This is a genomic window from Jejudonia soesokkakensis (genome assembly GCF_042664795.1).
Lineage (GTDB): Bacteria > Bacteroidota > Bacteroidia > Flavobacteriales > Flavobacteriaceae > Jejudonia > Jejudonia soesokkakensis.
In genome coordinates this window covers 968,675-977,592 of the sequence record NZ_JBHTBN010000001.1, presented here as the reverse complement: position 1 = coordinate 977,592, position 8,918 = coordinate 968,675, and the positions used below count along the sequence as shown (strand labels likewise).

Annotated in this window: 3 protein-coding genes; 1 reads left to right on the top strand and 2 read right to left on the bottom strand. The window is 36.7% G+C overall.

The genetic code is table 11. From position 1 onward, the window contains the following. Positions 1-6,292: Ig-like domain-containing protein (locus ACFQO1_RS04505; RefSeq protein WP_380216773.1), on the bottom strand; the 6,292-nt coding region annotated here is incomplete at its 3' end. 600 nt (positions 6,293-6,892) lie between these two features. On the opposite strand from ACFQO1_RS04505, the gene ACFQO1_RS04500 reads away from it, so the two are divergent. Further along, the gene (locus ACFQO1_RS04500; protein WP_380216772.1) at positions 6,893-8,509 is read left to right on the top strand and encodes a peptide chain release factor 3; all 1,617 of its coding nucleotides are present in this window, start codon (positions 6,893-6,895) and stop codon (positions 8,507-8,509) included. 88 nt (positions 8,510-8,597) lie between these two features. Here the strand turns inward: ACFQO1_RS04500 and ACFQO1_RS04495 are convergent, their stop codons facing one another. After that, the gene (locus ACFQO1_RS04495; protein ID WP_380216771.1) at positions 8,598-8,912 is read right to left on the bottom strand and encodes a DUF3467 domain-containing protein; all 315 of its coding nucleotides are present in this window, start codon (positions 8,910-8,912) and stop codon (positions 8,598-8,600) included. Between the last annotated feature and the right edge of the window lie 6 nt (positions 8,913-8,918).

Below are 8,918 nucleotides of genomic sequence, written 5' to 3'. Positions count from 1 at the left end.
TAATAGTCCCTGTCGTAGTTACCGTCTGGGTATCTCCCTGTAAGTCTTCATCATTAGTCAACACATTACCACTAACAGCTGTGTTTACTAACGTATCATTAATATCATCAATAGCATCTGTAGTGTTTATTCCGAAGATCGTAATACTCACCGTAGCCTGATCACAAGCCTGTGGAGTACCATCATCACAAACACTGTAGATAAAACTATCTGGTCCGCTGAAGTTTGGATCATTTGGTGTATAAGTAAAGGTGCCATCGGCATTAAGAGTAAGGGTTCCGAACTGTGGCCCCGATACTGGCGTCGTATTAACCGTCTGAGTATCTCCCTCCTGATCATTATCATTGTCCAATACATTACCCGATATTGTCGCTCCCTGATTTCCAGCATACGCATCATCATTAGCATCGGTTGTATTTACCTGTCCTGGATTCACCGTAATAGTTAACACAGCATCATCCGTAGCAGGAGTTGCATTGTCATCTATGATACTATAGGTAAAGGTATCCTCTCCTATATAACCCGCTGGTGGTGTGTATACAAAACTACCATCGGCAGCAATATCGATACTTCCGCCCTGAGTCGTCGGGAACGTTCCTACGGTAGTAACTACCTGATCATCGCCCTCTAAATCAATATCATTTACCAATACATTTCCAGATACTGGAGTATCTACCGTAGTAGTCGCTGTATCATTATTGGCAATCGTTGAGTTTCCTCCATTTCCATCTCTAACCTCAATCACAACATTTGCTGTATCTGTCGCAACTGGATTTCCATTGTCTACAATGCTATACTGGAAGCTGTCTGTCCCCGTAAAGCCAGTAGGTGGTGTATACGTATAACTTCCATCTGCATTTAGTACCACACTTCCACCCTGAGCAGTCGTAATAGTCCCTGTCGTAGTTACCGTCTGGGTATCTCCCTGTAAGTCTTCATCATTAGTCAACACATTACCACTAACAGCTGTGTTTACTAACGTATCATTAATATCATCAATAGCATCTGTAGTGTTTGGATCACCTCCTATGGTAATATAAACTGTTGCTCTGTCGCAAGCCACTGGAGTTCCATCGTCGCATGTTTCGTAAATGAATTGATCTGTTCCTGTAAATGCAGGATCGTTTGGTACGTATGTAAAGCTTCCATCATTATTTAATATAAGACTTCCGTTTACGGGTCCTTGAACTGGAGTTACGTTAACGGTTTGAGCATCTCCTTCGGGATCGCTATCATTATCACTAACATTTCCAGTGATGGTTGCACCAGGTATTCCTATGTAAGCATCATCATTAGCATACGTATGATTAATATCTCCATCTGGATCTTCATCCACGGTAATAGTTAACATAGCAGCATCTGTTGCTGGATTTAAGTTATCGTCAATAATGAAGTACTCAAAAGTATCTTCACCTATAAAACCTAATGCAGGAGTATATGTAAAACTTCCGTCGGCAGCAATTGTAATACTTCCCCCTTGTGTTGTTGGGAATGTACCTACATTGGTAACCACTTGTCCGTCACCCTGAATATCAATATCGTTTACCAATACATTTCCAGATACTGGAGTATCGACTTCAGTTCCTGCAATATCATCGTTAGCAGTAGTTGAATTAATTGAAGTATCAACTGGTAAAATTTGAATGGTTACTATTGCTGTATCTGTCGCAACTGGATTTCCGTCGTCTGTAATTGAATATTCAAAAGTATCTTCACCTATATATCCAGTTGGAGGAGTATAGGTATAGCTTCCATCTGCATTTAGTACTACACTTCCACCCTGAGCAGTCGTAATAGTTCCTGTAGTGGTAACTGTTTGCGTATCTCCTTCAGCATCTTCATCATTCGTTAAAACGTTTCCACTTACTGGAAGATCTACAAAAGTGTCATTAATATCATTTACTGCATCTGTACAGTTTTCTAAAATCGTTACTGAAACATCTTCAGTACAACCGTTGGCATCGGTTACAACTACGGTATAAGTTCCTTCAGCTAAATCATTAAAAGTTTCAGAGGTCTGAGGAGCTCCTCCATCTAAGCTATAAGAATAAGGTGAAGTTCCTCCGGTTGCTGCTAACGTAACTGAACCAAAACCGTTACAAACTATATCCGTTTGAGTCGAAATAGAAATATCTAGAGCTTCAGAAGGCTGCAATACAGTAGCGCTATCTGTTCTTTCACAACCATTTGAATCTGTAATTAATACGGAATAGGTTCCCGCTGTTAGGTTAAATAGATCTTCTGTGGTTTCTCCCCCAGGACTCCATAAAAATGTATATCCAGAAGTTCCTGGCGTTCCACCAGTAACGGTTAAATCTAAAGATCCCGTATTTTCACCAAAACAAGCAACATTCGTAACTGCAATACCCGAACTTAATACTGAAGGTTCGTTTACAGTTGCAGATGCTGTAGTGGTACAAAGTGTAGTTGTATCTGTTACAGTTACTGTATAGGTTCCTGCCGTAAGTCCAATAATTGTTTGCGTTGTTTGAACTGGTGTCGTATTCCATGAATAGGTAAAGTTACCACTTCCACCCGTTACAGATACTGAAGCAGTACCATCATTACCACCATTACAAGATACAGGAGTTGGCGTAGCATTTGCTGCTAGGTTTCTACAAGTTCCAGGGTTTACTGTTACTGTAGACATAGCCGTACATCCATTTGCATCAGTCACAGTTACAGTATAATCTCCGGCACTAAGACCTGTAATAGTCTGTGTTGTTTGAACTGGAGTAGTGTTCCATGAGAATGTGTAAGGAGCCGCTGGAGGATTAAAAGGTGTTCCGCCCGATGGATTTGCAGTAGCAGTCCCATCACCTGTTGTTGGACCTGATTCGTCTGTAGCAGTAGTAGTTACTGAAACCGGACTTGAAGGTTCTGTAATTGTGACACTTTGTTCAACAGGTAAGCATAGTGTTCCATCAATAGTTACACTCACTGTATATACCCCAGCTGATAAGTCGCTAATTGTACTTGAAGTAACTCCTGCATCAATTTGAGGTGGTGTTGTATTCCATCTGAATGTAAAAGTAGATGATGGACTTGCAGCAGAGCTTGCACTTACAGTTGCACTTCCTGTATTTTCTCCCGCACATAATACGTTCGTTTTACTATCTACTACAACTACCGCATCACAATCGTTAATACAATCAATTACTACTCCTTGTGTTAAAGTACAAAGGTTCGCATCTGTTACTGTAACAGTATGATTTCCTGCAGGCAAGTTAGTTGCAGTTTGTGTTGTCTGATTTCCTGCACTTGCACTCCATTGGAATGTGTAAGGACCAACTCCACCAGAAGGTGTAGCTGTAGCTTCCCCATTTTGACAGAGCCCTAATAAAGAAGCATTCTCTTTTGTAATTTGAATACTGATAGGTTCAGGTTCTGTTAATGTAACTGAAAGAGAATCTGTATTATCAAATGTATCGGTTACTTCGATCACATAAATACCAGCAGATAAATTTTCAAAAGTTGGAGAGGACTGAGGTGTTCCACCATTAATCGTATACACGTAAGGAGGCACTCCACCAGTAGCTGAAACAGTTATAGCTCCGGTATCATCTCCATTACATAATATATCTGTTTTTTCTTCAAGTTCAATCTCAAGATTGAAACCATCTACAAAATCGTTACCACAAGACGATTGAAGCGCAATAGTTCTAGTAATTAAGTTATCATTTGCCCCATCTACATCGGAAACAGAAATATAACCTGGAAGGTCATTTTCTCTAATTTCATAAGTAACATCAACCAATGCATCTGGAACTGCTGCAGTAGCAAGGTATTCACCATTACCATTTGTTTGAACAGTTTGAGAGCTTCCATCAGAGCCTGTTATATCTATATTGACATTTGCTAGTGGATTTCCTTCTTCATCTGTCACTGTACCACATATGGTAGGGTAGGTAATAAATATTGAGTTAGGATCATTAAAATCGGCACAAGAAACTCCAAAAGAATAATATCTATCACTGTTTCCATCTAACTTACCAATTCTATAATTCAAAGAAGATTTTGTCTCCCAATAATTACTGTAGGTCCATCTAGGATCCAATGATATATCACCACCCGGAGCAGTAGTGGAAGTCATCGCTTCTCCTCGAATTTTCGTTGCAGTCTGAGTAATATTAAGTTCTGTTTGGTTACTTACAAAATAAGCGTCTGGCAAACTTAATTCAGCATACTCTCTTGAATCTTGGCTATCACCGTCAATATCATAAGGTGTTCCATAAAAAGATATTTCTACTTCATCGCCATAATTACCTCCACCTTCAACAAATGTGATATTAAATAAAACACTTTGATCATTATTATTCGTACTGTTAATTCTTGGTTGAAAGTTTTCAGCAAGACCAGAAGAAGTTACATCAATATTTAATAAGGATGCCCCACCCGCAAATTCTTCAATTCTTACCAATGCATCAATTGTGGTTCCGTATGGATTTGTAGGAAAAACGTTTGAAAACCTATATACAGCTCCTACTTCTAAATTATTACCGGCAATTTTTATAGGGTTTACAAAGTTTGATTCTTTATAAAGTGGTGTACAATTACACCCTCTTGGAGTAGGATTATTGACGACATTGATTATAACCTCTGCTTTATCAGTTTTAGCCTGACTTGAACATGAAGTTGGCTGATCTTTAATTGTATAAAAGAAAGAAGTTGTACCTACAAAACCTGCAGAAGGCGTAAATGTAAAATTACCATTACCATTACTTGTCAAACTTCCATTTCCAGGATTTGTATTAGAAATTACAGAAAAAGGATCTCCGTTGGGATCAAAATCTAATCCTGTACCATTATCAGCCAACACATTAAATGTGATAGGGACTCCTGGATTTGTAGAAAAAGTATCATTAAAAGCTTCAGGTGCATCATTAGTAGTATTTGTAACTGTTATGGATGTTTCAGCTATACAACCAGTATGCTTATTTTTAACTTTAACGGTATATGTTCCAGCACCAACATTATTGAATTCTCTGGAACTTTGAAAAGATCCACTATTTAAGCTATATTCAAATTGTGAGCCTGTTGGAGAATTTACCTTGAGTTTCCCATTATTAGCATTACTTCCACAAATAAACTCTACAACAGGAGCATCTGGTATAGCATTTACTGTTAGTGTAACCGTAGCAGAATCCTTTACATTTTGATTAGGAGCTGGTAATGTAACTTTATAATTAAAACTCGCCGACCCAGTAAAACCAGGATTTGGAGTATATGAATACGTACCGTTTGAGTTTAAAGTAAATGAAGCAGCACCTGCAGGAGCTGGTCCTTGAAGTGTGTATGTAGAACCTGAAGGCACACTATTCACATCATTCAAATTTCCTTGCTGGGTCTCACCTTCACACCCATCATTTTCCTGATTTACAGCATAGTCTTGTAAAATAAAAAATTTACCATCACCGTGATCTCTCGTAGCGGCTGTAAATTCTATTTTTGTAATTCTTGAACCTACTGGAGCTACACTGTTTAATTGAAACAATGCAATTGCAATAGTCTGTCCATTATCTTGCTCACGTCCAGAACCCCAATAATCTGTTGAACTGTTAGAAGGTTGCGAAAAACCACCACCACGTAGATCTTCTCCAGAACGGTTTCTTACAAAAGTATCTCCAATTTTAGTCTCTGTTGAACTTCCGGCTAGCATTCCATAGACTTCTACGAAATAGCAGTTATTCCCCCCACGTTCTGTAACAGCCAAAATTCCACCTTCGTTAGATGGAATTGATGGCATATAATAGATTGTTTGTTTTTGTGCTTTATTTCTTAATGAAGAATTAAAAGTGCCACAAAATGCTTCACCATTTGGATTTGCAGTAAAATAATGATTTAAGTTTTTATCCATGAATGCAGATTTTGCTGCATTATCCCATGGTGTCGAATCATTAATATTTGAAGTTGCAGTAATACTGGTACCTATAACCTCACTACCGTTTTCAAAAACTCCATTAACTTCATGTGCATTTCCGTTTGGATTTGAAGAAGTCGCATTCTCTCCCACACCTAATCTTGTTAGTTGATAGTTTGAAGGCACTGCAAAACGATCATATACAATATCTCCTATAGTAATAGATTTAATCGTAGCTGGATTATCATTATTGAAAGTCCCATTTATAGTCTGCGAATTGGACCACTGAAAAGTTACACCAGACCGAACAGAAGATGACTGAGTACCTATTTGTGCATGTGCAGTAAAATTAGCAGTAAAAATGATTAAAGCAATTAGACTTACTCTATAGATGCTTTTAATATTTCTTGTAACGAATGTAAAAGTTTGCATGCGTTTAAATTTTTATTGTTATTGTGTTTCAGGAATTAACATAGCTATCCTGTATTCAAGTCAAATATACGTAGGAATAAAAGTTAAAGATTTACAAAAACACGTGTTTTAGCTGAATGGTGTAAAATAATCGTTGAAATACGCAAAAAAGGGAATTTTAACGATTATTTTTGTAGGAATATACCGTACGTATTAGTACGTATTGCCCTATTTTATTGATGTTCTTACCAAAACAAAAGTAGGAACAAAGTTTAGTAAAGGGAATGCTATTAAATTCCATATAACTTTTATTTTACAAAAAAATTCACCTAAATTATAGCTAATTTATTCCTACAAATCCATGCTTTTTTCATCTATATTTTAACTCATCTAAAGAATAATTAAAGAACGAATATATTTAATATTATCGATTAAACGCAAATTTCATCGATAAAGTGAATCTAAATTTGTAGGAAGCAAAATAGGATATTTTCTATTTTCTCTTATATAGCTATAACTATTATACTATATTTTGTAGGAAATTTTTTTTATTCAAAACTATTTAATTTTAAAATTAAAAGCTCTGTATCCCGTATATTTGCCAATTATATTTTAAAATTAATGTCACTACAAAAAGAAATTAACAGGCGCAAAACCTTCGGAATTATATCTCATCCAGATGCAGGAAAAACAACATTAACAGAAAAATTGTTGTTGTTTGGCGGAGCGATTCAAGAAGCTGGAGCCGTTAAAAGCAATAAAATTAAAAAAGGAGCGACGAGTGACTTCATGGAAATAGAACGTCAGCGAGGGATTTCGGTAGCCACTTCTGTCTTAGCCTTTGAATATGAAGGTATTAAAATTAACATTCTAGACACTCCTGGGCACAAGGATTTTGCCGAGGATACCTTTCGAACGCTTACAGCAGTAGATAGTGTTATTGTAGTCATTGACGTTGCAAAAGGTGTTGAAGAACAGACTGAAAAACTCGTAGAAGTATGTCGAATGCGAAATATTCCGATGATTGTTTTTATCAATAAATTAGATCGGGAGGGAAAAGATGCATTTGAATTACTGGATGAGATTGAACAAAAATTACAACTCCGGGTGACTCCACTCTCCTTCCCTATTGGCATGGGTTATGACTTTAAAGGAATTTATAATATTTGGGAAAAAAACGTAAATCTCTTTAGTGGAGACAGTCGTAAAAACATCGAAGAAACAATTGAAATTGAAGATGTTAGTTCAGAAAAACTAGACGAACTTGTTGGTTCAAAAGCAGCAGATACACTTCGGGAAGAATTAGAATTAGTGTATGAAGTCTATCCAGATTTCAATAGAGAAGAATATTTACAAAGTGAATTACAACCTGTATTCTTTGGTTCTGCTCTCAACAATTTTGGAGTAAGAGAACTGTTAGATTGTTTTATCGAGATTGCTCCAAAACCACAACCTAAGTACAGTGATACACGACTTGTAAAACCTGAAGAAAAAGAATTTTCAGGTTTTGTATTTAAAATACATGCTAACATGGATCCCAAACACAGAGACCGCCTAGCATTTGTTAAAATTGTATCTGGCACCTTCGAAAGAAATACTAATTATATGCATGTTCGCAATGGAAAGAAGATGAAATTTTCCAGTCCTAATGCATTTTTTGCTGAAAAGAAACAAATTGTAGACATTTCATATCCTGGAGATATAGTAGGCTTACACGATACCGGAAATTTCAAAATTGGAGATACCCTCACTGAAGGTGAAGAAATGCGATACAAAGGGATTCCGAGCTTCTCTCCCGAATTTTTTAAGTATATCAACAATGCAGATCCAATGAAGAGCAAACAGCTCGAAAAAGGAATTGATCAATTAATGGATGAAGGCGTAGCTCAATTATTTACCTTAGTGCTCAACGGAAGAAAAGTAGTTGGAACCGTAGGAGCGCTTCAGTTTGAAGTAATACAATACAGATTGGAGCACGAATATGGAGCTAGTTGTCGTTACGAAAACTTGAACGTACACAAAGCATGCTGGGTAGAGGCTTTAGATCCTAAAAATGATGAATTTGCCGATTTTAAAAGGACAAAATCAAAATTCTTAGCAAAAGACAAACGTGGCCAACTGGTATTTTTTGCAGATTCTGCTTTTACATTACAAATGACCCAAAGCAAATACCCTTCCATTAAGTTTCACTTTGTAAGTGAGTTTGAAAAAGCAGATAAAACCAAAATAGTAATTTAAAATAATAATATGATTATGCCTTGATTTTAATTAACTTGAATTCAAGGCTTTTCTATATCCACTAAATATCGTTTTCAGTTTACCAGAATTAAGCCTCCCCTGTAGGTCCAAAATTAATGGGCATGGGAGGTTGCTGATAATCCTTTATCTCTCCGTGTGCCTTTTCAAATCTACGTACATTATCGCCTAACGCATTTAAGAAACGCTTTGCGTGTTGTGGCGTTAGTATGATTCTTGATTTTACTTTGCTTTTAGGAACACCAGGCATTATAGAAACAAAATCTACAATAAATTCAGATTTTGAATGATTTATAATAGCTAGATTGCTATAAATTCCTTGCGCAGTAGCTTCATCAAGCTCTATATTTATTTGCCCTTGTTTTGATTTTTTATCTTCTGCCATATCAAA

What these genes read in the sequence shown, in the direction of transcription:
- ACFQO1_RS04500 (WP_380216772.1), top strand. Translation starts at nt 6,893, where the DNA reads ATGTCACTACAAAAAGAAATTAACAGGCGCAAAACCTTCGGAATTATA.
- ACFQO1_RS04495 (WP_380216771.1), bottom strand. Translation starts at nt 8,912, where the DNA reads ATGGCAGAAGATAAAAAATCAAAACAAGGGCAAATAAATATAGAGCTT.